At 63.6% G+C, this 25,159-nt stretch carries 23 protein-coding genes and 1 tRNA gene; 9 read left to right on the top strand and 15 right to left on the bottom strand.

The annotated features are described in order from the left end of the window. Window positions 1–40 precede the first annotated feature (40 nt). Window positions 41–115, top strand: a tRNA-Val gene (locus AC1RRT_RS16440). 10 nt (window positions 116–125) lie between these two features. Here AC1RRT_RS16440 and AC1RRT_RS16435 read toward each other — a convergent pair. From AC1RRT_RS16435 to AC1RRT_RS16405, 7 genes are all read right to left on the bottom strand, one after another. Continuing rightward, window positions 126–1,625: a pyridoxal-phosphate dependent enzyme gene (locus tag AC1RRT_RS16435; protein ID WP_493014888.1), complete on the bottom strand. Its 1,500-nt coding sequence runs from the start codon at window positions 1,623–1,625 to the stop codon at window positions 126–128. A 169-nt stretch (window positions 1,626–1,794) separates the two neighbouring features. Then, on the bottom strand, window positions 1,795–2,739 hold the full coding sequence (locus AC1RRT_RS16430; protein ID WP_493014887.1) for a 2-hydroxyacid dehydrogenase: 945 nt from the start codon (window positions 2,737–2,739) through the stop codon (window positions 1,795–1,797). Beyond that, window positions 2,736–4,352 carry an ABC transporter ATP-binding protein gene (locus tag AC1RRT_RS16425; protein ID WP_493014886.1) on the bottom strand — a complete coding sequence of 539 codons (1,617 nt, stop codon included), beginning with the start codon at window positions 4,350–4,352 and terminating at the stop codon, window positions 2,736–2,738. Before AC1RRT_RS16425 ends, AC1RRT_RS16430 begins: the two co-directional genes overlap by 4 nt. 2 nt (window positions 4,353–4,354) lie before the next feature. Beyond that, a complete protein-coding gene (locus tag AC1RRT_RS16420; protein ID WP_493014885.1) occupies window positions 4,355–5,191 on the bottom strand; it encodes an ABC transporter permease in 837 nt (278 codons plus the stop codon). Beyond that, on the bottom strand, window positions 5,188–6,159 hold the full coding sequence (locus AC1RRT_RS16415; protein ID WP_493014884.1) for an ABC transporter permease: 972 nt from the start codon (window positions 6,157–6,159) through the stop codon (window positions 5,188–5,190). Before AC1RRT_RS16415 ends, AC1RRT_RS16420 begins: the two co-directional genes overlap by 4 nt. Before the next feature lie 78 nt (window positions 6,160–6,237). Beyond that, entirely contained in the window at window positions 6,238–7,782 is a 1,545-nt protein-coding gene (locus AC1RRT_RS16410) for an ABC transporter substrate-binding protein (protein ID WP_493014883.1), read from the bottom strand. A 63-nt stretch (window positions 7,783–7,845) separates the two neighbouring features. Continuing rightward, window positions 7,846–8,622 (bottom strand): class II aldolase/adducin family protein, encoded by a 777-nt coding sequence (locus AC1RRT_RS16405; protein WP_493014882.1) that lies wholly within the window; start codon window positions 8,620–8,622, stop codon window positions 7,846–7,848. Between the two features lie 119 nt (window positions 8,623–8,741). On the opposite strand from AC1RRT_RS16405, the gene AC1RRT_RS16400 reads away from it, so the two are divergent. From AC1RRT_RS16400 to AC1RRT_RS16385, 4 genes are all read left to right on the top strand, one after another. Next, the gene (locus AC1RRT_RS16400; protein ID WP_493014881.1) at window positions 8,742–9,458 is read left to right on the top strand and encodes a GntR family transcriptional regulator; all 717 of its coding nucleotides are present in this window, start codon (window positions 8,742–8,744) and stop codon (window positions 9,456–9,458) included. Next, window positions 9,455–10,483 (top strand): histone deacetylase family protein, encoded by a 1,029-nt coding sequence (locus tag AC1RRT_RS16395; protein WP_493014880.1) that lies wholly within the window; start codon window positions 9,455–9,457, stop codon window positions 10,481–10,483. The genes AC1RRT_RS16400 and AC1RRT_RS16395 overlap by 4 nt, the downstream gene beginning before the upstream one ends. A gap of 119 nt (window positions 10,484–10,602) precedes the next feature. Continuing rightward, on the top strand, window positions 10,603–11,076 hold the full coding sequence (locus AC1RRT_RS16390) for a nuclear transport factor 2 family protein (protein WP_493014879.1): 474 nt from the start codon (window positions 10,603–10,605) through the stop codon (window positions 11,074–11,076). A 68-nt stretch (window positions 11,077–11,144) separates the two neighbouring features. Further along, window positions 11,145–11,993, top strand: coding sequence for an aldo/keto reductase (locus AC1RRT_RS16385; protein ID WP_493014878.1), 849 nt, complete (start codon window positions 11,145–11,147; stop codon window positions 11,991–11,993). On the opposite strand, the gene AC1RRT_RS16380 is transcribed toward AC1RRT_RS16385, so the two are convergent. Next, the gene (locus AC1RRT_RS16380) at window positions 11,990–12,946 is read right to left on the bottom strand and encodes an MBL fold metallo-hydrolase (protein WP_493014877.1); all 957 of its coding nucleotides are present in this window, start codon (window positions 12,944–12,946) and stop codon (window positions 11,990–11,992) included. The genes AC1RRT_RS16385 and AC1RRT_RS16380 overlap by 4 nt on opposite strands. A 67-nt stretch (window positions 12,947–13,013) precedes the next feature. Beyond that, window positions 13,014–14,237 (bottom strand): ABC transporter substrate-binding protein, encoded by a 1,224-nt coding sequence (locus AC1RRT_RS16375; protein ID WP_493014876.1) that lies wholly within the window; start codon window positions 14,235–14,237, stop codon window positions 13,014–13,016. A gap of 164 nt (window positions 14,238–14,401) precedes the next feature. Here AC1RRT_RS16375 and AC1RRT_RS16370 point away from each other — a divergent pair, with 164 nt between their 5' ends. Genes AC1RRT_RS16370 through AC1RRT_RS16360 form a run of 3 tightly spaced genes read left to right on the top strand, consistent with a single transcriptional unit; the run spans window position 14,402 to window position 17,734 of the window. Further along, a complete protein-coding gene (locus AC1RRT_RS16370) occupies window positions 14,402–15,160 on the top strand; it encodes an SDR family NAD(P)-dependent oxidoreductase (protein ID WP_493014875.1) in 759 nt (252 codons plus the stop codon). Window positions 15,161–15,170: 10 nt separating this feature from the next. Then, complete coding sequence (locus AC1RRT_RS16365; RefSeq protein ID WP_493014874.1) at window positions 15,171–16,868, top strand: FAD-dependent oxidoreductase; 1,698 nt, start codon at window positions 15,171–15,173, stop codon at window positions 16,866–16,868. Between the two features lie 14 nt (window positions 16,869–16,882). Continuing rightward, complete coding sequence (locus AC1RRT_RS16360; RefSeq protein WP_493014873.1) at window positions 16,883–17,734, top strand: IclR family transcriptional regulator; 852 nt, start codon at window positions 16,883–16,885, stop codon at window positions 17,732–17,734. Here the strand turns inward: AC1RRT_RS16360 and AC1RRT_RS16355 are convergent. The 4 genes from AC1RRT_RS16355 to lon all read right to left on the bottom strand — a co-directional run bounded on the left by AC1RRT_RS16355 (window position 17,731) and on the right by lon (window position 22,374). Next, a complete protein-coding gene (locus AC1RRT_RS16355; protein WP_493014872.1) occupies window positions 17,731–17,922 on the bottom strand; it encodes a DUF2783 domain-containing protein in 192 nt (63 codons plus the stop codon). The two genes, AC1RRT_RS16360 and AC1RRT_RS16355, sit on opposite strands and share 4 nt — an antisense overlap. Continuing rightward, a complete protein-coding gene (locus tag AC1RRT_RS16350) occupies window positions 17,919–19,511 on the bottom strand; it encodes an FAD-dependent oxidoreductase (protein WP_493014871.1) in 1,593 nt (530 codons plus the stop codon). The genes AC1RRT_RS16355 and AC1RRT_RS16350 overlap by 4 nt, the downstream gene beginning before the upstream one ends. 146 nt (window positions 19,512–19,657) lie before the next feature. Next, entirely contained in the window at window positions 19,658–19,930 is a 273-nt protein-coding gene (locus AC1RRT_RS16345; RefSeq protein WP_492980875.1) for an HU family DNA-binding protein, read from the bottom strand. 29 nt (window positions 19,931–19,959) lie between these two features. Beyond that, entirely contained in the window at window positions 19,960–22,374 is a 2,415-nt protein-coding gene (gene lon / locus AC1RRT_RS16340) for an endopeptidase La (protein ID WP_493014870.1), read from the bottom strand. Between the two features lie 135 nt (window positions 22,375–22,509). On the opposite strand from lon, the gene AC1RRT_RS16335 reads away from it, so the two are divergent. After that, on the top strand, window positions 22,510–22,830 hold the full coding sequence (locus tag AC1RRT_RS16335) for an antibiotic biosynthesis monooxygenase family protein (protein ID WP_493014869.1): 321 nt from the start codon (window positions 22,510–22,512) through the stop codon (window positions 22,828–22,830). Window positions 22,831–22,879: 49 nt separating this feature from the next. Here AC1RRT_RS16335 and clpX read toward each other — a convergent pair whose 3' ends face one another. Continuing rightward, window positions 22,880–24,142 carry an ATP-dependent Clp protease ATP-binding subunit ClpX gene (gene clpX, locus AC1RRT_RS16330; protein WP_493014868.1) on the bottom strand — a complete coding sequence of 421 codons (1,263 nt, stop codon included), beginning with the start codon at window positions 24,140–24,142 and terminating at the stop codon, window positions 22,880–22,882. 261 nt (window positions 24,143–24,403) lie between these two features. Next, on the bottom strand, window positions 24,404–25,024 hold the full coding sequence (gene clpP, locus AC1RRT_RS16325; protein ID WP_493015187.1) for an ATP-dependent Clp endopeptidase proteolytic subunit ClpP: 621 nt from the start codon (window positions 25,022–25,024) through the stop codon (window positions 24,404–24,406). Window positions 25,025–25,159: the final 135 nt, after the last annotated feature.

The following is a 25,159-nucleotide window of genomic DNA, read 5'->3' as shown; positions in this document are numbered from 1 at the left end:
CGGTATGATCTGCTAAGAACCCCGCGTCCAGACTGGACGCGGGCGGTTAGCTCAGCGGTAGAGCGCCTCGTTTACACCGAGGTGGCCGGCGGTTCGATCCCGTCACCGCCCACCATTTCCTTCCTTCAGCGAGAGCGTGTCTGCAGCCATGCAGGCAGGAAGGAATACGGGTCGAGACCGACCGGCTCCCGGAACGTCATGTTGGCGCGGCGCAGGCCTTGCTGCAGCTTTCCGGCCTTGTAGGCATCGAAAAGATCGGTGCTGCCGCCGATGAATTCTCCACCCACGAAAATCTGCGGGATCGTCTTGAAGCCGGTTCTCGCATTAAGCGCCACCCGCACATCCCCGCCCCAGTTATCCTTCTGATAGGCCACTGAGTCGATATCGATGGAGCGATAGGGAATCCCCAGGTGGGAAAACATCTTGCGGGCCGACCAGCAGAATTCGCACCATTCGAGCGCGAACATCACCACCGGTTCTTCCGGATTGCTCACCACCTGGGTCACAAAATCGGCGGCCTCGCGACGCACCGGCGGCGGCTCCGCCGGCGCTGTTGCGGCTGGCGGCGACGCGGATGGAACATCAAAACGGAAATTCGGCGTCGACCGGGCGATCTCGGTTTCCTCTTCCGTCATGTCGGCCGGGACATCGGCAAACAATGGCGTGCTGAGATAGCGCTCACCCGTATCGGGCAGCATGCACAGGATCGTGCTGCCTGGCGCCGCCTGCCGGCAGACCTCCAGTGCGCCGGCCAGCGTGGCTCCGCCACTGATGCCGGTGAAGATGCCTTCCTGCGCCGCCAGTGCCTGCGCCATCTTCAGGGCCTGCGCGCCATTGATCGGCATGATCTGGCTGATCAGTTTGGCGGCCATCACGTCACCCACCAGTTTGGGGATGAAATCCGGACTCCAGCCCTGCATCAGATGCGGCCGGAACGCCGGATGCGCACCGGCCGGCAGGCCATCCGCAGTCCATGACTGGGCCACGCCACTGCCCAGCATCTGGGAATTGTCCGGCTCGCAGACGACGATCTTCGTTTCAGGCCGCTCCTGCCACAGCACGCGCGCCACACCTTTCAGCGTGCCGCCGGTACCGACGCCCGTCACCCAGTAATCAAGATTATCACCGGCGAACGCATCGAGAATTTCAAGCGCCGTGGTGCGCGAATGGACATCGGCATTCACTTCGGTCTCGAACTGCCGCGGCAGGAACCAGCCGTGCGCAGCCGCCAGTTCCTTGGCCTTGGCCAGCATGCCGCTGCCGCGTTCCGATGCCGGGGTCAGCACCACCTTGGCGCCGAGGAAGCGCATCAGCTTGCGACGCTCGACACTGAAATTCTCGGCCATGACGATCACCAGCGGATAACCACGCTGGGCACAGACCATGGCAAGCCCGATACCGGTATTGCCGCTGGTCGCCTCGATCACCGTCTGGCCGGGCGACAGCTTGCCGGTCCGCTCCGCCTCCTCGATCACACCAAGGGCAAGACGGTCCTTGACCGATCCCATTGGATTGAAGGCTTCCAATTTCGCGTAAAGCCGCACATGGGCCGGCGCCAGCTTTGATATCCGCACGATCGGCGTGCGGCCAATGGTTTCGGTGATATTGGAATACTTCGCAGACATGATGCTTCGGCCGCCCTGACGGTTGATACCGCGCCGGTGTGCGGCATCGGCATGGGAGGCGCCGTTGTAGCTATCGTGGGAAATGCTGTCTGGTTCATAAACTGTACTTCACAAACCGAACCAGATGGTTTTACCCGATCCGCCCTTCATCCCATCTGACGGGCTGGGATCAGTAGCCGCGCTGGCGGTCGACCGCATGGGGCGGCCGGCGACCGGCCTGCACCGCCTCGGCCGTCCGGATCAGGGTTTCGGCCATCGCCTCGATACTGACATCGCAAGCGTCATGCGGGGTCATCACGATCCCGGGGTGATGCCAGAAGACATGGTCCTTCGGCAGCGGCTCGGCGGCGAAGACATCCAGCGAAGCGCCTGACAGCTGGCCCGATTCCAGCGCCGCCAGCAGATCGGCCTCGACCAGATGCTCGCCGCGCCCGACCTGGATCAGATATCCGCCCGGCCGCATGGCGGCAAACAGGTCGCCATTGAGAAGGCCGCGGGTCTCCGGCGTCAGCGGCAGCAGGTTCACCAGCACTTCCGTCTCACCCAGCATCGCCTTCAGGCCGTCAGCGCCGTGGAATCCGCGCAGGCCCGGCGGCATCGGCTTCTGCGACCGGCTCCAGGCCAGGACTGGAAAACCAAGCCCCGAGAGAGTCTCGCCTACGCATTGTCCGATCTGGCCATAGCCCAGCAGGCCGACCGATACCGATTGCGGCCGGCGCTGGTCGAGCCGCTTCCAGACCTGGGCCTGCTGCTGCGCCCGGTAGGTGGCGAAGCGGCGCTGGTGCCAGATCACATGCCAGGCGACAAAGCCCGCCATCATCTGCGCCTGCGCGGAATCGACCACGCGCACCACATCCACATGCGGTGGCAGGCTGGGACAGGCCAGCACATTGTCGGCGCCGGCGCCGATGGTGCAGACCGCCTTCAGGTTGGGATAATGCGCGAAGGCATCGGGATGCGGATGCCAGGCCAGCGCGATGCGCACATCGCCGGCGGCCTGCGTCGTCACCGGATGATCGATGGCTTCGATCCGGTCGGCAATCTGCGCCAGCGCCTTGCCGTAATAGGCGCGCAGGTCGAGCTTTCGGCTGATGACGGCGCAACGCATGCTCATGCGGCATCCGGTGTCATCTTGCGCCCGGGCACCGCGGCCAGCAATTCACGCGTATAGGGATGTTCGGGCGCAGCAAACAGCGCCGCGGCCGGCTTCAGTTCGACAATGCTGCCGCGCTGCATCACCGCGATACGGTCGCAGATCTGCGCAGCCACCCGCAGGTCGTGGGTGATGAACAGCATCGACAGGCCGAGGCGGCTCTTGAGGTCTTCCAGCAGTTTCAGCACCTGCGCCTGCACCGAGACATCCAGCGCCGAGACGGCCTCGTCGGCCACCAGGATTTCGGGGTCGAGAGCCAGTGCACGCGCAATGCCGATGCGCTGACGCTGGCCGCCGGAGAATTCATGCGGAAAGCGCTCGATGGCGCCGGCATCCAGCCCCACCATCTGCAGCAGTTCGCCGGCGCGCCGCATCGCCGTATCGGGCGCGACGCCATGAGCGATCGGGCCATCGGCGATGATGCGGCCGACCTTGCGGCGCGGATTGAGCGAGGCAAAGGGGTCCTGGAACACCATCTGGATACGGCGGCGCTGGCTGCGCAGCGCCTTGCCGCCCATCAGGGTAAGATCGGTGCCGCCCAGGCGCACGCTGCCGCCATCGGGCCGGATGAGCTGCATCACCAGACGCGCCACGGAAGATTTTCCCGAACCGGACTCGCCCACCAGGCCGAGCGTCTCGCCCTGCCGGATGCTGAAGCTGACATTCTTCGCTGCCTCGACCCGGCGCGCCGGACGGAACCAGCCGCTGGCCGTGACATAGGTCTTGCTGAGACCGATCACATCGACGGCCTTGGGACGATCGTCCATCGGCTGACGTGGCGGCGGCTGCATGGTGGGCACGGCAGCCAGCAGCGCCTGGGTATAGGGCTGCTGCGGGTTTTGCAGCACATCCTGCGCGCGGCCCTGCTCGACCATCCGGCCATGCTGCAACACCACCACGCGGTCGGCGATCTCGGCCACCACGCCGAAATCGTGGGTGATGAACATCACCGCCATGTTGCGGCGAGTCTGCAGGTCGCGCACCAGTTTCAGGATCTGCGCCTGCGTGGTGACGTCCAATGCCGTGGTCGGTTCGTCGGCGACCAGCACCGAGGGTTCCAGCGCCAGCGCCATGGCGATCATGGCACGCTGGCGCTGGCCGCCCGAGAGCTGGTGCGGATAGGCGCGCACGATGCGCTCGGGATCGGGCAACCCCACTTCCTGCGCAAGCGCAATTGCGCGCTGGCGGCGCTCGGCTGGCGTCAGCAGGTCATGGGCCTCAAACATCTCGGCCATCTGGTCGCCGATCCGCATCAGCGGATTGAGCGCCGTCATCGGTTCCTGGAAGATCATGGCGATGCGTCGGCCGCGCAGGCCGAGCCAGCCTTCCTCGTCGAGGCCGAGCAGGTTCTGCCCTTCGAACTGGATTTCGCCACCCTGCGGCTTCACGGCTTTTGGCAGCAGACCCAGCAGGGCATGGGCGCACATCGACTTGCCTGAACCGGACTCGCCCACCACGCAGAGGATCTTGCCGGCCTCCAGATCGAAGGAGACATCGTCGACGGCGAAGCCTCGGTCACCGCCCAGGGGCAGTGCCAGCTTCAGATTGCGGATCGAAACCACGGGCGCGCTCATGATCAGCGCTCCTTGGACAGGCGCGGGTTGAGCGCGTCGTTCAGCCCCTCGCCGATCAGATTGAGCGCCAGCACGGTGAGCAGGATGGCGATGCCGGGGAAGACGGTGATCCACCAGGCCTGGCGGATGACGGTGCGCCCGGCGCCGACCATATAACCCCAGGACATCAGGTTGGGATCACCCAGCCCGAGGAAGGACAACGACGACTCCAGCAGGATGGCGGTGGCGATCATCAGCGAGGCCAGCACGATGATCGGCGACAGGGTGTTGGGGAGGATTTCACGCCAGATGATCCAGCCGTTGCTGTGACCGGTGACGATGGCGGCCTGCACATATTCACGGCTGCGCAATGACAACACCTCGCCGCGCACCAGGCGAGCCACTGGCGGCCAACTGACGATGGCGATGGCGGCGACGATGGAAACGATCGAGGGCTGCATGATCGCCACCAGCACGATGGCGAGCGCGAAACTGGGAATGGTCTGGAAGAATTCGGTGAAGCGCATCAGCGCATCGTCGACCCGGCCACCGGCATAGCCGGCGATGGCGCCAAGCGGCACGCCGATCGCCAGCGCCACCAGCGTCGAGACCAGACCGACCATCAGCGAGACGCGAGCGCCATGGATCAGCCCGGCGGTGACGTCACGGCCCAGCGCATCGGTGCCGAACATGAAACCGTCCACCACCATGGGTGCCAGGAACGGCCGCTGCGCCATGCGCCAGGGTGAGTTGGGAAAGACCAGCGGGCCGATGATGGCGACGACCAGCACGGCGGTCAGGATGATCAGCCCGATCAGGCTAGCCGGATTGCGCAACAGGGCTTTGACGATCTTTTTCATGAGCCCATCACGATACGGGGATCGACCAGACGATAGATCAGGTCGGTGACCAGATTGAAGACCAGCACCATGGCCGAGGAGACGATGAAGACGCCGAGCAGAAGATTGTAATCGCGCTGCAGCAGGGCGTCGTACATCAGGCGGCCGATACCCGGCCAGGCAAAGACGGTTTCGGTCAGCACCGCGCCGCCGACCAGCGTGCCGGCCTGCAGGCCCGCCAAGGTGACCACCGGCAGCATGGCATTGCGCAGCACATGACGCCGTTGGATCACGCCGTCGCGCAGGCCCTTGGCGCGTGCGGTCTTGACGAAATCCAGCCGCGAGACCTCCAGCATGGAGGCGCGGGTCATGCGGGTATAGGTCGCCATGAAGAAGGAACCGAGTGTGATCGCCGGCAGCACCAGATGAGCAGCGACATCCAGCACATGGCGCAGGCCGGTATAGCCGGCGCCCACCGTCTCGTAGCCAAAGCTGGGCAGCCATTCGAGATGCACCGAGAACAACAGCACCAGCATCAGCGCCACCCAGAACAGCGGGGTGGCGTAGAAGACCAGCGATAGCGTGGTGATGACCGTATCGCCCCAGCGGCCGGCGCGGCGCGCCGCCATGCCGCCAAGCAATACACCCAGTCCCAGCGAGATGACGAAGGCGCTGCCGGTCAGCAGCAGGGTCGCCGGCAGGCGGTCGAGGATCAGCTTGGACACTGGCATCTGCTGGCGGAAGGAAAAGCCGAGATCGAAACTGGCGATATCCTTCACATAGAGGAAGAGCTGTTCATGCATCGGCCGGTCGAGGCCGAACTTCTCGCGCAGCTGGGCAACGAAAAGCTCGTCGGTGGCGCCAGCCTCACCCGCCATCACCACGGCGGGATCGCCGGGTGCGGCACGGATCAGGAAGAAGTTGAGGACGATGATCGCCAGCAGGACGATCACGGCCTTCACCAGGCGTTGGGCAATGAATGACAGCATGCTTACTCAGGGATCGACGGGGCGGCCGGACATGAAGGCCCTGCGGCGACCGGAGCCGCCGCAGGGATGGGACCTGATTTACTTGTCGATCCAGGCGTCGCGGAAGCCATCGTTCACACCGATGCCGGTGGTGACGAGGTCCTTGACCTTGCATTTGGTGATGGTCGGGAATTCCAGTTCGAGCTGCCAGGCTACCGGCACGTCCTCGATCAGGATCTTGGTGACCTGGTTGTAGAGTTCCTGACGCTTGGAGTCGGGATAGGCGACCGCGGCTTCGGCGAACAGGCGGTCGACTTCCGGATTGGAATAGCCTTCCACATTGTTGAACGGCGAGCCCTTGGCGATGTTGGACGTGATGTAGTTACGGCCAACACCCAGCGCCGGATCGCCATACTGGTAGAGATAGCTGAAGCCGATATCGAAATCCCACTCGCCGAGCTTCTGGTTGTAACCCGGCACGTCGGTGGCGATCACCTCAAGATTGATGCCGACATCCTGCAGGTTCTGGCGCACGGCCTCACCCCAACGGGTCCAGGTCTCGCCATAGGGCAGCGGCATGAAACGCACCTTCTCACCCTTGTAGCCGGCTTCCTTCAGCAGCGCCTTGGCCTTGGCCGGATCGTATTTGTACTTGGCCAGGCTCTTGTCGAAGAAGCGGGTGGAGGACGAGATCGGGCCGACGGCCACTTCGCCCAGGCCGTTCCACACGACATTCTTGGCAAAGTCGCGATCCATCGCATACATCACGGCCTGACGGAACAGCTTGTTCGAGGTCGGGCCCTGGCGGTTGTTCAACCACATCCAGGCGAGCGGGCCGAAATACTCCCAGCCCTTGCCGGTGACGCACACGTCTTTCATCTTGCTCAGACGCGGCACGTCGAAATTCTCGACCGAACCGCCGGGCAGGATGTCGACCTTGCCGGTCTCGAAGGCGACCGAGCGCGCGGCGGCGTCCGGAATGATGTGCCAGTAGATCTCGTCCAGATACGGCTTGCCCTTCACATGGTAGTTCGGGTTCTTCACCAGCTTGATGAAGCTGCCCTTTTGCCATTCTTTGAACATGAAGGGGCCAGTGCCGATCGGCGTGTTGTTGGCCGGCGCGGTCTTCCAGTCGATGCCGTCATAGATATGCTTGGGCACCATCGGCATCGAGCCAACTTCGAAAATGCCGATGAACGGCCCGAAGGCCTGCTTCAACTTGAAGACGACGGTGAAGTCATCTGGCGCCGATACACTGTCCACCTGGGCCAGATTGGCGCGGGCGCGCGGATTGGTCTGCTTGATGAAGTCCACGGTGAACAGCACGTCGGCCGCGGTGAACGGCTTGCCGTCATGCCAGGAGGCATTTTTCACCAGCTTGAAGGTATAGGTCTTGCCTTCGTCGGTGATGGCCCAGCTTTCAGCCAGGCCCGGCAGCGGCTCCAGTTTGGGGCTGTAGCGCAGCAGGCCTTCATAGATATTGCCGGCCACCATCTGGACCGGACCGTTCTGCAGCATAGCCAGCATCAGGCCCGGCGGCTCCGGCTGGATGATGGCATTGGCGACACCGCCAGCTTTAGGCGTCTGCGCTGCCGCACCCATGGCCATGCCCGTGGCAAGGCCGGCGGCAACAAGAAGACTCATCAAGTTCGATTTCTGCACAGCAATCCCCCTCTGTGACGCCGGATTGGCGCGGTCTTGACCAGTTCAGGTGCGGTAGTCGGGATCCGTACGCTCCAACATCCGCTTGAAAGCCTCCCATTCAATATCCGGGCCATTTCCGGCCTCTATTCTGTCGTAGCCGCGGGCATACTGGCCCGCCGTCTTTTCAGGGATGCCGGCGGGCGCCGGCTGCACCGGCACGCCCGCCGACTGGATGGCGAGCTGGGCGCGGCAGGACCGCTCAAGGTTGAACATCAGCTTGAAGGCCTCGGAGACCGAGCGGCCGCAGGTCAGCAGGCCGTGATTGCGCAGGATAAACACCGACTTGTCGCCCAGGTCGGCGATCAGGCGCTGGCGTTCGTCAAGATCGAGCGCGATGCCTTCGTAATCGTGATAGGCGATGCGGCCATGGAACTGCATCGACCACTGGTTCAGCGGCAGCAGGCCGTCCTTCTGGCAGGACACGGCGACGCCGGCCACCGTATGGGTGTGCAGGACGCAGACCACATCGGGCCGCGCCGAGTGAATGGCGCTGTGGATGGTGAAACCGGCCGGATTGATCTCCAGCCCCAGCGGATCCTCGATCACCTTGCCGTCGATATCGACGGTGACGAGGTTGGAGGCTTTGACCTCCTCGAACCGCATGCCATAGGGATTGATCAGGAAACGGTCATGGCCGCCAGGCAGCCGCGCCGAGATATGGGTGTAGATGCTGTCGTCCAGACCGTGGCGGTGGATCAGGCGATAGGCAGCGGCAAGATCGGCCTTTGTCTGCCAGGTGAGGTCATTGGTATTCGACAGGGCACGTACCGACGCCGTCATCGCTTCGCCTCCGGAAAAACAGGCGGTCATACTGTCATGCGTCTGAAACGAGCTGCAACGGAAAAGTGTCGACAGTCGACAATTTGTAAGATAGACAATCTGATCAAGGACATAACCGAATGCGACTCGCAACAAAGCCGGTCGGCCTGCCCGCCATCGTCAGCCAGGATCTGGTCACCCAGATTGCCCGGTCGCTGTCTGATGCCATCATTTCGGGCCAACTGATCTCCGGCGCGAAGGTGGCCGAAGCCGCCGTCGCGCGCGAGCTGGGCGTCAGTCGCGCGCCGGTGCGGGAAGCGGCGCGTCTGCTGGAACAGCAGGGTCTGCTAGTCGCCATTCCCGGTCGCGGCTTTTTCGTCCGCACCCACGCGCCTGACGAGATCGACGATCTTTATGATCTGCGCATCTGCATCGAGAAACATGCTGCCGTGCAGGCCGCCGCACGCCTGACGCCGGAACGCCGCGCGGCACTGCGCCGCCAGCTCGATGTGCTGTATGAAACCGCCGCAACCAACGATCCGGCACGCCAGGTGGAAGAGGATTACCGCTTTCACCGGCTGATCTGCGAAATGTCGGGTAATCGCCGTCTGCTGCGGCTGTTCGATGATCTCGCGTCGGAACTGCGCATCGTGATCGGCCTGATCGGTCGCCTCTATGACGATCCGCATCGCATCGCTGAAACCCACGAGCCGCTGCTGGCCGCCATCGAAAGCGGCGATGTGGCGCGGATTCAGGCAGCTTTCGAATATCACCTCACCGATCCATGGCAGGGCGTCGGCAAGCTTGTGCGCGCCCTGTCGGCCAATCAGCCCAGCCCGTCGGAGAAAGCCCCGTGAAAGCCGTCTACAGCGATGCGCATCAGAGTCACGACCCGCAGTTCTTCCTGGTGCGCGGCGTCATCCGCAAAACCACCGAGCAGCCTGAGCGCGCCACGCGACTTCTCAACGGCCTGAACAGCGGCAAGCACACGATCGTTCCCGCGCAAAGCTTTGGCGGCGGCCCGCGCGCCCGCGTGCACAGCGCCGATTACCTGGCCTTCCTTGAGCATGGCTTCGCCGAATGGCAGGCGCTGGGCGATACCGGCCCGGAAATGATCCCCAACATCCATCCCCATCGCGGCGAAGGCGTCAGCTATCCCACCAGCATCGTCGGCAAGCTCGGCTGGCACACCGCCGACACCGCCGCCCCCATCGGCGCCGGCACCTTTGCGGCCGCCTGTGCCGCCGCCGATGCCGCCACCACGGCAGCGCAGATGGTGCTGGATGGCGAAGACACGATCTATGCGCTCTGCCGGCCGCCGGGGCATCATGCCTATCGCGACATGGCCGGCGGCTTCTGCTTCCTCAACAACAGCGCCATCGCCGCAGCGCATCTGCGCCAGAAGCACGAACGCGTCGCCATCCTGGATGTCGACGTGCATCACGGCAACGGCACGCAGGGCATCTTCTACGACCGTGCCGATGTGCTGACCGTATCGATCCACGCCGATCCGACGCGCTATTACCCATTCTTCGTCGGTTATGCGCATGAGCGCGGCACCGGCGCCGGTACCGGCGCCAATCTCAACATTCCGCTGCCACTCGGCACCGGCGATGCGCCTTACATGAAGGCGCTGGAGCAGGCCGCCGCGACGATCAAGGCTTTCGCGCCTGGCGCCCTGGTGGTCGCGCTGGGCTTGGATGCCTCAGAGGAAGATCCGCTGCAGGGGCTGAAAATCACCACCAACGGCTTCAGGCAGATCGGCGCGGCGCTGGCGCGGCTCGGGCTGCCAACCGTTCTGGTGCAGGAAGGCGGCTATCTCTCTGATATCCTTGGCACCAATCTGGCCGCTGTGCTGGCGGGCTACGAAGGCGCGCGCTGACCCATCCCGGGTGCAAGACACTCGGATGCTCTTCTGAAAACAGAACGCTTACCTCACATGTAATTGCCGCCATCACCGTGGCCTGCGATGTGTTGCCCCCTTCATCCCGGGGAAACCACATGAGCAATGATGCCCTGTCTGTCCTGCAGACCCTGAACGCACGCTTCATCCATAACTTCGTCACCAACGACGTGGCTTCGCATGATGCGATTCTCCACGAGCGCTTCGAGTGCCTGACGCAGAGTGGTCTGCGCATGAACCGCCAGGACTACCTGAAATCCTGGGCGACCGGATTCGATCCGGATGTGATCCTCTACTGGGATTATCGCAACGAGAAGATTTCCATCTTCGGCAACGTTGCCTTCGTTTATTCCGTCAACAAGTCGATCCGCATGCGCGACGGCGCCGAAGTGACCGGCATGAGCTACTATGTCGATACCTATCTTCTGGAGCATGGCGTGTGGAAATGCGTGCTGGCGCATATGACCACCATGCAGCCGCAGAACTATCCGGCCGATGACACCATCGTGAAAAAATACATCCGCGGCAAGATGGTGCCCAATCACATCGACGGACGCGGCTCTTCGCTTTAAGCTCCCTCTTCCCTTTAGGCGGGGTCGTCGATAGCCTGTCGTTACACGTCTCTTTCTGAGAGCATGTTATGACGACAGCATCCATCCCCACTGTCACGCTGCCTTCCGGTGAACGCGTGCCGGCGCTTGGCCAGGGCACCTGGAACATGGCCGAGCAGCCGAAGCTGCGCAGCGCGGAGATCAATGCCCTGAAGCTCGGCCTCGACCTTGGCATGACGCTGATCGATACCGCCGAGATGTATGCCGATGGCGGCGCCGAGAGCCTGACCGGCGAGGCCATCAAAGGCCGACGCGACGAGGTCTTCCTGGTCAGCAAGGTTCTGCCCAGCAACGCCAGCCGGCGCGGTACGGTGCAGGCCTGTGAGCGCAGCCTGAAACGGCTGGGCACTGATCGCATCGACCTCTACCTGCTGCACTGGCGCGGATCGCATCCGCTGGCCGATACCGTCGCCGCCTTCGAGGAGCTGAAAACCGTCGGCAAGATCCGCTATTGGGGCGTCAGCAACCTCGACACGCGGGACATGCAGGAGCTGCACAGGCTGCCACAGGGCAAGACCTGCGCCACCAACCAGGTGCTCTACAACCTCACGCGGCGCGGCATCGAATACGACCTGCTGCCCGCCAGCCAGAAACAGGGCATGCCGGTGATGGCCTATTCACCCATCGAGCAGGGCCGACTGCTGAAGAACAAGACCCTGTTGGGGGTCGCCGCGCATCATCAGGCGACCACGGCGCAGGTGGCGCTGGCCTGGCTGCTAAGGCAGGAAGGTGTCATCGCCATCCCGAAGGCTACAGCCGAGCAGCATGTGCGCGATAACCGCGCCGCCCTCGACGTAACGCTGACGGCCGGAGACCTCGCCGCGCTGGACAAGGCCTTCCCGAAACCGACGGGTCCGCAGTCGCTCGAGATGCTTTAGGCGTTCAGACTCGCCCACATCTGGATGTCGCGCTCAGCCGTCCAGATGCGCGGATGATCCAGACCCAGCGCCTCGTCATAGGCGCGCGCCACGTTGAAGGGCTGGCAATGCTCGAAAATGGCGAAGTTGCCAAAGCGCGGCCGCATCGCATCGTTGCAGCGGTCGAAAGCCTCCTTGAGCGGCAATCCCTTCGCGGCTGATTCCGAAACCGAGCCATAGAGCGTGGTAAGGAAGTCTCGGGTCAGCTGCAGGCCGCCTCCCACTTCCTTGGGGTTGCTCAGCGCGTCGCCGCGGCCGGGCACCAGCGCCTTGGCATTGAACTCGCCGATCTTGTCGAGCGTGCGCGGCCAGTCCTTGAAATGGGCGTCGCCGCAATAGCAGGCCGAGTGATATTCTACCAAATCGCCCGAGAACAGCACGCCGGCATCGGGCACCCAGGCCACCGTATCGCCGGCGGTATGGCCACGACCCAGATGCATGATCTCGACGCGGCGCTTGCCCATGTAGAGGGTGAATTTCTGCGGGAAGGTCATGGTCGGCCAGGTCAGGCCCGGGATGCTTTCGGCGGCCTGGAACAGGCGCGGGAAGCGGCCGTATTCGGAATCCCAGTCTTCCTTGCCGCGCTCGACGATCAGGCTGCGCGTGGCTTCGGAGGCCAGCACCTGTTCGGGCTTGTAAGCGGACGCGCCCAGCACGCGCACGGCATGGTAATGCGTCAACAGCACATACTTGATCGGCTTGTCCGTCACCTTGCGGATATATTCGATCACCTGCCCCGCCATCTTGGGCGTCGCCTGGGTGTCGATCACCATCACGCCATCATCGCCGATGATCACGCCGGTATTGGGATCGCCCTGGGCAGTGAAGGCATACAACCCCTCGCCCAGCTGCGTGAAGGACACGACCTTGTCTTCGGTATCGGCGGTGGAGGCGAATGCTGGCTTTGACGACATGGGCTGGTCTCCCTGAAATATTGGCGGGCCGCCTTTTTGGACGGCCCGCCGGGGCATTTAAGCGTACTCAGCTCTTCTTGAGCAACGGGCATTCCGACTCGGCGACCGGGCGATAGGCGTCCTCGCCCTTCACCGTGCGCACGATTTCCAGGTAATCCCACGGCTTCTTGGACTCAGCAGGCGCCTTCACCCGGGCCAGGTACATGTCGCGGATCACGCGGCCGTCCTCGCGCAGCTTGGCATTCTTGGTGAAAACGTCGTTGATCGGCAGCTCGCGCATCTTGGCCATGGCCTTGGCCGGATCGTCGCTGCCGGTTTCCTTGATCGACTTCAGGTAATGCAACACCGATCCGTAGACGCCGGCATGGATCATCGACGGCATCACATTCGTGCGCTTGAAGAACTTATCCGACCAGGCGCGGCTTTCCGCATTCATGTCCCAGTAGGAGGCCGTGGTCATCAGCACGCCTTGGGCGTTCTGCAGGCCGGCGGCATGGATGTCGGTGTCGAACATCAGCAGCGAGACGATGCGCTGGTCCTTGCCGCGACCGACGCCGAACTCGGCCGCCTGCTTCAGCGCATTCACCGCATCCTGGCCAGCATTGGCGAAGCCGATGACATTCGACTTGGAGGCCTGGGCCTGCAGCAGGAAGGAGGAATAGTCATTGGTGCCGGTCGGATGCAGCACCCGGCCAATCACATTGCCGCCCGACCGTTGAATGAAGGTCGTGGCATCCTTTTCCAGCGCATGGCCGAAGGCATAGTCAGCCGTCATGAAATACCAGCTCTTGCCGCCTTCCTGCACCATGGCGCTGGCCGTCACCTTGGCGAGCGCATAGGTGTCATAGGCGAAATGCACCGTGTTGGGGCTGCACAGCTTATTGGTGATGTCGCTGGAGCCCGGGCCGGACAGCAGCGCGATCTTGTTCTTTTCACGCGCCAGATTGTGCACGGCAATGCCGATGGCGGAGTTGGGCACGTCGGCAATCGCATCGACCTTGCCGATGTCATACCACTCGCGCGCGATCTGCAGGCCCACATCGGGCTTCATCTGGTGATCGGCCGCGATGATCTCGATCTTCTTGCCGGCGACCGTGCCGCCGAAGTCCTCGGCGGCCATCTTCGCGGCTTCCACCGAACCGGGGCCGCTGTTGTCGCGCCCCCAGCTCGACAGGTCGGTCAGTACGCCAATCTTCACGACATCGTCGGAAATCTGCGCCTGCGCGGGCAGAGCCAGAACGGCGCCGGCCAGCAGGGCCAGGCACGCCACGGAAGACGTGGTCCTTGTCATCGTTTCCTCCCGGGCGGGTTACGCCCTTATGCCGACTTTGCGCCGGCTGTTTCCCTAACCCCAAAGCAATGCGATTGCCTCGTGAGCCGGTTCATAGTATGAAATAACGAACTAATTCGCAATAAGCGAATTACGGGATGGAAACGTACAAGCCGGAGGCCGAAATGGGCCAGTTATTTCAAGGCGATATCGCTGTCGTCACCGGGGCGGCCCAGGGCAATGGGCGGGCTATCGCGCTCGGGCTGGCCCGGGAGGGCGCTGCGGTGGCGCTGGGCGACGTCAACGCCGCCGGGGCAGCCGCCGTAGCCGACGAGATCCGGCGCGCTGGCGGCAAAGCCTGCGCCACCGGGCTGGATGTCGCCGATGCCGGGCAATGCGCTGCCTTCGCCGCCGCAGCCCAGGCTGAACTGGGCGCGCCCTGCTCCGTGCTGGTGAACAACGCCGGCATCATCCGCCGCGTCGCCATCGACGATCCGGATTACGACCGGCACTGGGAGCAGACGCTGGCGGTGAACGCCACCGGCATGAAAAACATGATCCGCGCGCTGCTGCCCCAGCTCCGCCAGACCAAGGGCCGCGTGGTCAATCTCGGCTCGATCAACAGCTTCGCCACTGGCCCACGCAGCAGCACCTACACCGCCAGCAAGGGTGCGGTGCTGCAGCTCACCCGCGCCCTGGCCGCCGAGCTGGCACCGGACGGCATCCGCATCAACGGCATCGCACCCGGCGTGATCGAGACGCCAATGACCGAAACCACGCGTAATGATGCCGCCGCCATCGGCCGTTTCATGGCCCATACGCCGATGGGCCGCACCGGCAAGCCGGAAGAACTGGTGGGGCCGGTGCTATTCCTGGCCTCAAGCATGTCGAGTTACGTCACCGGCGCGATGCTGCCGGTCGATGGCGGCTTCCTGACCGTCTGAGGAGTAGATGATGAAAACCCATAGCTGCGATCTTCTGGTGGTGGGCTCGGGCGCCGGCGGCATGGCGGCGGCGATCACGGCGAAACTGCATGGCCTGGATGTTCTGGTGGTCGAGAAAGAGTCCGTCTATGGCGGCACGACCGCGCGTTCGGGCGGCTGGCTGTGGATTCCGGCCAACCCGCTGGCGGCGCGCGAAGGCTTCCAGGACAGCAAGGCGCAGGGCCGCACCTATCTGCAGGCCGAGGCCGGCAACCATTTCGATGCCGCTCGCGTCGATGCCTTTCTGGACAACGGCCCGGCAATGGTCGATTTCTTCGAACAGAAAACCGACGTGCAGTTCGTGCTGGGGCCGCAATTCTCCGACTATCACCCCGACCAGCCGGGTGCGCTGACCGGCGGCCGCTCGATCTGCGCCGCGCCCTATGATGGACGTGAGCTGGGCGACAACATCAAGGCACTGCGTCCGCCACTGCAGGAAATCACCTTTGTCGGCATGATGATCGGTTCGGGCAAGGAGCTGCTGCATTTCTTCAACGTCACCCGCAGTATCGTCTCGGCCGCCTATGTGGCGAAACTGCTGGTGAAATACCTGCGCGACCTCGCGCTGCACGGCCGCGCCATGCGCCTGACCAACGGCAATGCGCTGGCCGGTCGGCTGGCGAAATCCGCCTTCGATCTCGGCATCCCGCTCTGGCTTAATGCGCCAGCCGGCGAACTGCTACGCGATGGCGACGCTGTCACCGGCGCGATCGTCAACACGCAGGATGGCCCGGTGCAGGTCAATGCTGCTAAAGGCGTGGTGCTGGCCACGGGCGGCTTCCCGCATGACATTGCGCGCCGCGCAAAACTCTATCCGCATGCGCCGACCGGCACGGAACACTGGTCGCCGGCATCCGAAAGCAACACGGGCGATGGCATCAAACTCGCCCAGCCGTTTGGCGCCACCACCGCCGATGAATTGCCCAATGCCGCCGCCTGGGTGCCGGTCAGCCGCGTGCCGCGCTCCGACGGCAGCATCGGCCCCTTCCCGCATTTCATCGATCGCGCCAAGCCCGGTGTCATTGCCGTGACGCGCGCCGGCACGCGCTTCGTGAACGAGGGAAACTGCTATCACGATTTCTGCCAGGCGCTGGTCAAGGCGACGAAAGGCCAAAGCGGCGAGGTCTGCGCCTGGCTGATCACCGATCACCCGACGCTGCGCCGATACGGCTTGGGCCATGTGAAGCCCTTCCCGGTGCCGCTGTCGCATCAGTTGGCCAACGGTTACCTCAAACGCGGCCGCACCCTGGCCGAGCTGGCGCGAGCCTGCGGCATCGACGCAGCGGCGTTTGAAAAGACCGTCGCCGACTACAATACCCATGCCGCCAAAGGCGAGGACCCGCAATTCCACAAGGGCAGCACGGCCTACAATCGCTATCTCGGCGATCCGACCGTGACGCCCAATCCCTGCCTCGCGCCGATCAGCACCGGACCGTTCTATGCGGTTCAGGTCGTGATTGGCGATCTGGGCAGCTTCGCCGGACTCAAGACCGATGCGCAGGCCCGCGTGCTGGACGGCGATGGCCGGCCGGTGACCGGGCTTTACGCCGCCGGCAACGACATGGCCAGCATCATGGGGGGCAACTATCCCGGCGGCGGCATCACGCTGGGGCCGGCCATGACCTTCGGCTACATCGCCGGGCGGCATGCCGCCGGCATCGCCGGGTGATACTATCGGGCGTCATGCCTGATTCGCCCTCACCCTCCACTGTCGTGCCGCTCTATAGCGGCGACGACGATGCGCCCAATGATGCTCGTGGGCGCATCGCCGGCCGCGGCGTGCAGTCGGTGGAGATCGGCGGGCGCATCCTCGGCCTGCTGGCCCAGACCGAACAGCCGATGATGCTGCGTGACATCGCGGCCCGCACCGAGATCACCCCGGGCCAGGCTCATGCCTATGTCACCAGCTTCCGCAAGCTCGAGCTGGTCGAGCAGGACGCTGCGGGCCGCTACCGCCTTGGACCCTTCGCTTTGCATCTGGGGCTTGCCCGCTTGCGCGGCAGTGATCCGTATCGTTTGGCGGCAGAGGCCGTGCCGGCGCTGGCCGAAAGCCTGAACCTGATGGTAGCGATCACCGTCTGGGGCACCCATGGCCCGGCCATCGTGCTGGTGCAGGAAGCGTCCAACTACATCCACGCCAATGTGCGGCCCGGCGGTATGTTCACCGTCACCGGCACGGCCACCGGCAAGATCTTCGCCGCCTGGCTGCCGGTGCAGCTGGTGCAGCCGGTGATCGATGCCGAACTGTTGGCCATGCAGCGCGGCTGGAGCGATGTCGGCGCCATTTCGGGCGAAACGCTGTGGCAGGAAGTGGCGCGCATGCGCAAGGCCGGCATGGCCGCCACCACCGACCTGCCGGTGCCGGGCATCAGCGCGCTCTCCGCGCCGGTGTTCAATCACAGCGGCCATCTGCAGCTGGCCGTCACCGTGATCGGCCCGACCCGCAATATCGATGTCACGCTGGACGGACCGCATGCGCAGGCGCTGCGGCAATTCACCGGCCAGATCTCGGCCCAGCTCGGCTACAAGCCCTAAAGGCCGGCGCGCGCTTTCTCCAGCGCCTCTTTCAGCACATCCAGATCGCCGATGTGGTTGGCCAGCAGCAGGATCAACCGCGCATTGGCCAGCTCGCTCTGCTCAGGGCTCAGGCCGCGATGCATATCGATGAGGGCCGCGTAGAATTCATCGGGTTCGGCAATCGCGGGATCGGTGTTCAGTGTCATGCTTGACCTGTGGCGCGGTTCAGGGCGGCCTGCACGGCCCGGAGATCGTAGCGGCGCCAGCGGGCGCAGACATGCTGGTCGGGCCGTAGCAGATAGACCGTGCCTGCCTGCGCATCGAAGCGCTTCGCCAGCAGGCCCTCGGCGTCCATCTCGGGCGTGATACGCAGCACCGGCACCGGACTATCGAGGATGGCGTCACCCTCGAACTGCAGCAGCAGGAAGTCGCGGCTCAAGAGATCGAGGAACCAGCCGTCGCTGCCATCGATCCGCAGCGGCGCATCGACGGCCGGGGCGCCCGGCACCATCGGGCCGGCGAAACGGTCGGCATCGGGCGTGTTGAGTGGCGAGTGTATCAGCACCGCCGGCATCGACAGCCGGCCGCTGTTCACCAGCCGTCGCGCGAAGGGATAATCTTTCGCCAGTTGCAGCGTGGCATCGCGGAACACCCGGCTGATGGCGCTGGTGGGCGAGATGAAATCGGTGGCCCGCGTCGAATGCAGGATATTCTCGTCGGCGGCGAACTCGCGCTCGGCCGCATATGTATCCAGCAGCGCATCCGGCGCCTGCCCGGCCAGCACCAGCGCCAGCTTCCAGGCGAGATTGTCGGCATCCTGGATGCCGCTGTTGGCGCCGCGCGCACCGAAGGGGGAAACGCCATGGGCGCTGTCGCCGGCGAACAGCACACCGCCATGGCGGAAATGCTCCATGCGTGAACAGGCGAAGGTATAGACGCTGACCCATTCCAGGGTGAAATCCACGCCCTCGCCCAGCAAGGCCTTGATGCGCGGGATGACGCGGTCAGGCTGCTTCTCGGCCTCCGGATCGGCATCGCGGCCGAGCTGAAAGTCGATGCGCCAGACGTCATCGGGCTGCTTGTGCAACAGCACGGATTGATTGCGATGGAACGGTGGGTCGAACCAGAACCAGCGTTCGGTCGGGAAGGCCACCGTCATCTTCACATCGGCGATCAGGAAGCGGTCGTTGAACACCCGGCCTTTGCTTTCCAGCCCGAGCTGGCCGCGCACGGCGCTGCGCGCGCCATCGCAGGCGACCACATACCGCGCATGCAGACGATAGCGCCCCTCCGGCGTGTCGATCTCGAGCGCGGTATGGTCCCCAGCCGGCGTGACGCCGACCACCTTGTTGAGCCAGCGGATGTCCAGGCCCGGCAGCGCGGCGGCATGATCAGTCAGGAAGCCTTCGACGTAATACTGCTGAAGATTGATGAAGGCCGGGCGGCGATGGCCGCTCTCGGGCAGCAGGTTGAAGCTGTAGGCAAGATCATCGCGGAAATAGACCTTGCCCAGATTCCACGATACGCCCTTGTCGACCAGACGCTGGCCGCAGCCGAGCCGGTCAAAGATTTCCAGCGAGCGCTTGGCGAAGCAGATGGCGCGCGAGCCGGTGGAAAGCCGGTTGCTGTCGTCCAGCAGCACGACCGAAACCCCACGCTGCGCCAGGTCGATGGCCAGAGTCAGCCCGACCGGGCCGGCACCCACCACGACGACGGGATGCGTCACCGGCGCAGCAGCGCCCTGATCGGGCGACCGCCGGTAATCCAGAATCAGATTCTGATAATCCACGCCCATCGGCAATTTCCGTCCCTGCCCGGATTATTTCCGGTTCAGGCGATACTGCCCAGCCATCAGGCAAAAGCAAAGGGCCACGCCTCCCGGAAGAGACGCGGCCCAATGGTGATTGCAGTGATGGTGGGGTCAGAAAGAAACCACCGGCCTCAGCCGACCGCTTCCTTCAGGGTCTTGCCCGCACGGAACTTGGGCTGCTTGGTCGGTGGCAGGTCGATCCGCTCGCCCGTTCGCGGGTTGCGGCCCGGGCTGGCGGCCCGGGTCCCCACGAAGAAGCTGCCAAAGCCCACGATCCGGACCTCATCGCCGCGGCGGAGCGCCTCGGTGATGAGCTCAAAGACCGATTCCACAGCCCGTTCGGCCTGTTCCTTGCTGAGGCCGGCACTATCCCGCACCTGGGCCATCAGGTCCTGTTTGTTCACGCTGGCGTCCTCCGAACCGCTTCAGAAGGTCAATGCTTGACCATGCCCTCACGATCGCCTTCCGCTTCCGGCTCGACGACCGCAGGTTTGTTCAGATCGTCAACGTCGTTCCACTCAATTGGTTTCAATTCCGCCACTAAAGCGTGCTTGAGAACCTCCTCGCAGGTCGCCACCGGGACGATCTCGAGGCCCTTTTTGACGTTGTCCGGGATCTCGACCAGGTCCTTTTCGTTCTCCTTGGGGATCAAAACCTTCTTGATCCCGCCCCGATGGGCGGCCAGGAGCTTCTCCTTGAGGCCGCCGATGGGCAGAACGCGGCCGCGCAGGGTGACTTCGCCGGTCATGGCGACGTCCTTGCGGACCGGGATACCCGTCAGCACAGAGACGATCGAGGTGACCATGGCCACACCGGCCGAGGGGCCGTCCTTCGGGGTCGCACCCTCCGGCACGTGGACGTGGATATCGCGCTTGTCGAAGATCGGCGGCTTGATGCCGAAGGCCACCGCGCGGGCGCGGACGAAGGAGCGTGCGGCTTGCACAGATTCCTGCATCACCTCACCCAGCTTGCCGGTGATGGTCATGCGCCCCTTGCCGGGCAGCATCACCGCTTCGATGGTCAGCAGCTCGCCGCCCACTTCGGTCCAGGCCAGACCGGTGACGGTGCCGACCAGATCCTCAAGCTCAGCCTCGCCGTAGCGATGGCGACGCACGCCAGCATACTTGTCGAGGTTCTTCGGCGTGACCTTCACCGACTTAACACCCTTCGACAGGATCTCCTTCACCGCCTTGCGGGCCAGATTGGCCAGCTCGCGTTCCAGCGAACGCACGCCAGCCTCACGGGTGTAATAGCGGACCAGGTCTCGCAGGGCCTCATCGGTGATCGACCATTCGCCCTTCTTCAGGCCGGCGGCTTCGATCTGCTTGTCGATCAGGTGGCGCTTTGCGATCTCCAGCTTCTCATCCTCGGTGTAGCCGGGGATGCGGATGATCTCCATGCGGTCGAGCAGCGGCTGCGGCATGCGCAGGCTGTTGGCCGTGCAGATGAACATCACGTCGGAGAGATCGTAATCGACCTCGAGATAGTGATCGCTGAAGGTGCTGTTCTGCTCGGGGTCGAGCACTTCCAGCAGCGCCGAGGACGGATCGCCGCGGAAGTCCTGGCCCATCTTGTCGATCTCGTCGAGCAGGAAGAGCGGATTGTTGGTCTTCGCCTTCTTCATCGACTGGACGACCTTGCCAGGCATCGAGCCGATATAGGTGCGGCGATGGCCACGGATTTCGGCTTCGTCACGCACGCCGCCGAGCGACACACGCACGAAGTTGCGGCCGGTCGACTTGGCGATCGACTTGCCCAGCGAGGTCTTACCAACGCCCGGCGGGCCAACGAGGCACAGGATCGGGCCCTTCAGCTTGCCCGAGCGCTGCTGCACGGCGAGATACTCAAGGATACGCTCCTTGACCTTCTCCAGACCGTAATGGTCATCGTTCAGCACCTTTTCGGCGTTCTTGATGTCTTTCTTGACCTTGCTGCGCTTGCTCCACGGGATCGACAGCAGCCAATCGAGATAGTTGCGGATGACGGTCGCTTCGGCCGACATCGGGCTCATCGACCGCAGCTTCTTCACCTCGGCGACAGCCTTTTCACGGGCTTCCTTGCTGAGGCGGGTCTTCTTGATGCGCAGTTCGATCTCGGCCACCTCGTCACGGCCGTCCTCGCCCTCGCCCAGCTCCTTCTGGATCGCCTTGAGCTGTTCGTTCAGATAATACTCGCGCTGGGTCTTCTCCATCTGGCGCTTCACGCGCGAGCGGATCTTTTTCTCGACCTGCAGCACGCCGATCTCGCCTTCCATCATGGCGTATACGCGCTCGAGGCGTTCCACCACGTTGGAGATTTCCAGCAGCTCCTGCTTGTCGCTGATCTTGATGGTCAGATGCGAGGCGACCGTATCGGCCAGCTTGGAGGCATCGTCGATCTGATTCAGCGAGACCAGAACCTCGGGCGGGATCTTCCGGTTCAGCTTCACATACTGTTCGAACTGGTTGATCACCGAACGCGACAGCGCCTCGATCTCGCGGCCTTCGCCGGAGTCATCGCTGACCACCTCGGCCTGGACCTGGAAGAAGTCGGGGTTCTCGTTGAACTTGGTGATCTTGGCGCGCTGGCTGCCCTCGACCAGCACCTTCACAGTGCCGTCGGGCAGACGCAGCAACTGCAGCACCGAGGCGATGGTGCCGACGCTGTGAATGTCTTCCGGATTGGGGTTGTCCTGGCCGGCATTCTTCTGGGCGACGAGCAGGATCTGCTTGTCATCCTTCATGACATCCTCGAGCGCCCGCACCGACTTCTCACGGCCGACAAAAAGCGGCACGATCATGTGGGGGAACACGACGATGTCCCGCAGCGGCAGGACGGGGAAAACTTGGGCGCGGGGCGATGTAAACATTGGCATCATTCCTGGAGGTCGGCTGGGAGCCCGAAAGAGGCGCTCTCTACGGCCGCCTGATAGCAATTAAGATGGGAATTCCGGCAAGGTCCGTCAAGCCATGGTCCCTGCAACAAAAGGCATAAAGGCGTATCGATGACACAACCCGAGTCGCAACCTGAAGGCATTCTAGAACTTGCACTGCTGGATGTGCGAACCAACCAGACCGAGGCTTTCAAGTCCGCACTCAGCGAGGCTTTGCCGCTGATCCGGCGACAGCCCGGCTGCCGTCATGCTGAAATAAGGCCCTGTGTGGAAAACTCCCACAGATTCCTGCTGCTTGTGACCTGGGACACGCTGGATGCCCATGAAGGCGGTTTCCGCAAGTCGGAGGATTACCGGCGCTGGCGCGCCCTACTGCATGGATTCTACGAGCCTTTTCCCGTCGTGGAACATTACGGGCCGACACTCGGCTGAGGACGGCCCGCAACTTATCAACAGGGTTAATGCCGAGACAGGTCAGGCGTCAGGCGCTGACGTCTTCCTGCTTGCGGTCGGCGTAGATCAGCAGCGGCTTGGCCCGGCCCTCGACCACGTCGGGGGCAATCACCACTTCCTCGACGCCGTTCATGTTCGGCAGATCGAACATGGGATCGAGCAGGATGGCTTCCAGGATCGAGCGTAGGCCACGGGCGCCAGTCTTGCGGGCGATCGCCTTGCGCGCCACCGCGCCGACGGCTTCGTCGGAGAAGGTGAGCTTGACGTCTTCCATCTCGAACAGGCGCTGATACTGCTTGATCAGGGCGTTCTTCGGCTTGGTCAGGATGTCGACCAGCGCCGGCTCGTCCAGATCATTCAGGGTGGCGATCACCGGCAGGCGGCCGATGAATTCCGGGATCAGGCCGAACTTGAGCAGATCGTCGGGCTCGACCTCGGCCAGGATTTCACCGGAGCGACGCTCGTCCGGGCCGCGCACTTCGGCACCAAAGCCGATGGAGGTGCCCTTGCCGCGGCCGGCGATGATCTTTTCCAGGCCGGCAAAAGCGCCGCCGCAGATGAACAGGATATTGGTGGTGTCGACCTGCAGGAATTCCTGCTGCGGGTGCTTGCGGCCGCCCTGCGGCGGCACGGAGGCGACCGTGCCTTCCATGATCTTCAGCAGCGCCTGCTGCACGCCCTCGCCCGACACATCGCGGGTGATCGACGGGTTGTCGGACTTGCGGCTGATCTTGTCGACCTCGTCGATATAGACGATGCCGCGCTGCGCGCGTTCGACATTGTAGTCGGCCGACTGCAGCAGCTTCAGGATGATGTTTTCCACGTCCTCGCCCACGTAACCGGCTTCGGTCAGCGTGGTGGCGTCCGCCATGGTGAAGGGGACTTCCAGGATGCGGGCCAGCGTCTGGGCCAGCAGCGTCTTGCCGCAGCCAGTGGGCCCGACCAGCAGGATGTTGGACTTGGCCAGCTCGACGTCGTTGTTCTTGCCGCCGTGGCCGATGCGCTTGTAGTGGTTGTGGACCGCGACCGACAGGACCTTCTTGGCGTGATTCTGGCCGATCACGTAATCGTCCAGCACGCGGCAGATTTCCTGGGGGCTCGGGACGCCGTCCCGGGTCTTCACCAGGGCCGACTTATGCTCTTCACGGATGATATCCATGCAGAGCTCGACGCACTCGTCGCAGATGAACACCGTCGGACCGGCGATCAGCTTGCGCACCTCGTGCTGGCTCTTGCCGCAGAACGAGCAGTACAACGTGTTCTTGGAATCACCGCCGCTCAATTTCGTCATACTCGCTCCAGTGAGCGGGCCGGCGCCGGGCGACGCAGGCCCCTATTCCATCGAATCAACATCATAAGGAACGACCGCCCGTCACACAACGGAGATAGGGCCGGTTTGGCTCCACAGAAACCCCGGAAAAGAGGCACGTTACGATGATTTAACGCCTGCTGACGCGGCGGCAAGCCGGGCTGCCGGCCAAGCATTTGAGATAACGGCGAAAACCGGCGCCTCCGGGCGCCGGGAACTACCGTATCCCGCAGATCCCGCGGCTTACTTCTTGGTCGCGGGTTCAGGGCGACGATCCACCACTTCGTCCACCAGACCGAAGGCCTTCGCCTCGGCCGGAGTCATGAAGCGGTCTCGCTCCATGGCGGTTTCAATCTTGTCCACGTCCTGGCCGGTATGCCGGGCGTAGATGCCGTTCAGGCGAGTGCGCAGGTTGAGGATTTCCTGGGCATGGATTTCGATGTCCGAGGCCTGGCCCTGGAAGCCGCCCGACGGCTGGTGGATCATCACCCGCGCGTTGGGCAGGCAGAAACGCATGCCCTTCTCGCCGGCGGCCAGCAGCAGCGAGCCCATCGAGGCAGCCTGGCCGATGCAGAGTGTCGAAATCTTCGGCCGGACATACTGCATGGTGTCGTAGATCGCCATGCCGGAGGTCACCAGGCCGCCGGGGCTGTTGATGTAGAGCGAGATTTCCTTGTTCGGATTCTCGGCTTCCAGGAACAGCAGCTGGGCGGTCACCAGCGAGGCCACGGCATCATTCACCGGGCCGACCATGAAGATGATTCGCTCTTTCAGCAGCCTGGAATAGATGTCGTAGGACCGCTCACCCCGGTTGGTCTGCTCGACCACCATCGGAACCAGCATGTTCATGTAGGTATCGACCATCTTTTCCATGACGCGCCCTGCAACGGAGAAATTTGTTCCCTTAATGTGGCGCAGACGGGGCCATCCTTCAATGGCTGGCCCCCCAGGGCGGCGATCACAGGACAACGAAAAGCGCTCCGGAAACAGAAAACGCCG

This window comes from Ferrovibrio sp. GW821-FHT12B10, assembly GCF_058807515.1.
The sequence above is the reverse complement of the archived record's forward strand: the minus strand, read 5'-3'. Positions and strand labels throughout refer to the sequence as shown.